Origin of the sequence: Polaromonas sp. (genome assembly GCF_029945895.1) — a bacterium.
GTDB lineage: Bacteria > Pseudomonadota > Gammaproteobacteria > Burkholderiales > Burkholderiaceae_C > Polaromonas.
Window position 1 is genome coordinate 1 of sequence record NZ_JAQSDL010000073.1, and the last position, 2275, is coordinate 2275.

The 2275-nt window shown below is 65.2% G+C and carries 2 protein-coding genes; both read left to right on the forward strand.

The window, feature by feature from the left end:
• The first annotated feature begins 67 nt into the window (after positions 1-67).
• A complete protein-coding gene (gene istA, locus PSV33_RS08375) occupies positions 68-1516 on the forward strand; it encodes an IS21 family transposase (RefSeq protein WP_300560574.1) in 1449 nt (482 codons plus the stop codon).
• Positions 1513-2259, forward strand: a complete 747-nt coding sequence (gene istB / locus PSV33_RS08380) for an IS21-like element helper ATPase IstB (protein WP_300560575.1) — start codon at positions 1513-1515, stop codon at positions 2257-2259. Before istA ends, istB begins: the two co-directional genes overlap by 4 nt.
• The last annotated feature ends 16 nt before the right edge of the window (positions 2260-2275 follow it).

Sequence of the window (2275 nt, forward strand, 5' to 3'; positions counted from 1 at the left end):
CGGGATCGGTAAGATCGGGCCTTTCCGTAGGCCTATGCTCATCTCCGATCGCCAGTACCAACGACTCATGAACGAATATAACAGCAGTGGCGTGCTCGCGCACGCGGCGATGAAAGCGGATATCGATCCCAAGACGGCGCGCCGGTATATCCGGGCGGGCCAGGGGCCGCAGGAAATGAAGCCGGTCCACACGTGGCGCACGCGGGCGGACCCCGTGGCGGGGATCTGGCCGGTGGCGGTGCAGTGGCTGGAAGAAACGCCGGAATTGGAGGCGAAGATGCTCTTCGAGCATCTGGCGAGCGAACCAGGCGGCCAGGTGGACGGCCGGGCGCTGCGCACGTTCCAGCGCCGGGTGACGCAGTGGCGCCGCAAGCACGGGCCGCCGAAGGAGGTGTGCTTCCCGCAGGTGCGGGAGCCCGGGGCGAGCCTGCAATTTGATTGGACGCACGCCAAGGAGTTGGGAATCACGATCGCCGGGGTGGCGTATCCCCACCAACTGGCGCACGCGGTGCTGCCGTACTCGAACTGGGAATGGGCGGTGCCCTGCCAATCCGAATCGGTGTTGTCGCTGAAGCTGGGGGTGCAGGAGGCCTATTGGCGACTGGGCGGGGTGACGGCCCAATTGCAGACCGATCAGAGCTCAACGGCGACGCACCAGCTGCGTCGCGGGAAAAGTGAGCGGGGCTTCAACCGGGAATACCTGGCGATGTGCCGGCACCTGAAGGTCGAACCGAAAACCATCGCGATCCGCTGCCCGAATCAAAATGGCGACGTCGAATCGGCGCAGGGCCATCTGAAGCGCCGGTTGAAACAGCACCTGCTGTTGCGCCGCAGCCGCGACTTTGCCAGCGCGGCCGACTATGCCGGGTTCGTGGCGAAGGTCTGCACGGGGATCAATGCCCTGCGCCGCGTCAAGATTGCGGAGGAAATGCTGCGGCTGCGGGCGCTGCCGTCGACCCGGTTCCCCCAAGCCGAGGAGATCCCGGTGCGCATCTCGTGTTATAGCACCGCCCGGGTGAAGAACTGCGCCTACTCGGTGCCGTCCCGGTTGATCGGGGCGGTCGTGGAGGCGCGGGTGAGCGAGGCCGAGGTCAGCTTCCACTATCAAGGGGAGGCGGTGGTGCTCTATCCCCGGTCGCACAGTCAGGAACCGCGCATCGACTACCGCCACGTGATCGACTCGTTGGTCCGTAAGCCGGGGGCCTTCGCCCGCTACCTGTATCGCGAGGAACTGTTCCCCCGGCCGGTCTTTCGCCAGGCGTATGACCGCTTGGCGGCGCAGGAGGAAGGCCAAGCCAGCCTCCGGTACCTGCGATTGCTGCAACTCGCCGCGCTGTTCGGCGAGGACCGCGTGGCCACGGCGCTGGGGACGGTCTTGCGGGACGGGGCCCTGCCTCTGGCCGAAAACCTCGAACCGGGCCTGCGGGAGGTGCCGCCGCCGCGGCCCGTGGAGTTGGCCGCGTTCACCCCGGACTTAAGCAGCTACGACAGCCTGATCGCGGAGGTGGCCTCGTGAGCACATCTTCCCTCCCGATCCTATTGCGCTCACTGCGGCTGCCCACCATCGCCCGGGAATACGATCAGGCGCTGCACCGCGCCGAGGCGGAAAACTGGGGCTACAAACGCTTCCTCTCGTACCTGTTCGAGGCCGAGGGCAATGACCGGCTGCAACGCAAGATCCAGCGCCAACTCAAGGACTCGAACCTGCCGGCCGGCAAGACCCTCGAGGCGCTGGACCTCAAGCTCCTCCCCGAAAAAGTCCGCCGCCAGATCCCGGCCTTGCTGGAGGCCGACTTCGTACGCCGCGGCGATAACTTGCTCTGCTTCGGGTTGGCCGGCCGAGGCAAGAGCCACTTCGTCAATGCGATCGCCCGGGAATGGATCTGCCGGCATCAGCTCCAAGTGCTGTTCATCCCCGCGTTCCGCCTGGTCACCCAATTGCTCGCAGCCAAGCGGGACCTGAAGCTGCCGCAGGCGATCAACCGCCTCCAGCGCTTCGACGCGGTCATCGTCGATGACATCGGCTATGTCCAACAATCCCGCGAAGAAATGGAAGTGCTCTTCCACTTCCTCGCCGAGCGCTACGAGAAAAAGTCCGTCGTGATCACCTCCAACCTGGTCTTCTCCCAGTGGGACCAGATCTTTAAGGACCCCATGACCACGATGGCCGCCATCGATCGCCTCGTCCACCACGCGACCATCCTCGACTTTACCGGCAGCAGCGTCCGGGCCGACGAGGCCAAGAAACGCCAGAACTAAACTCCAGAGGTGGGGG

Coding starts and splice junctions, on each gene's coding strand:
- istA (WP_300560574.1), top strand. CDS start 68: ATGAACGAATATAACAGCAGTGGCGTGCTCGCGCACGCGGCGATGAAA.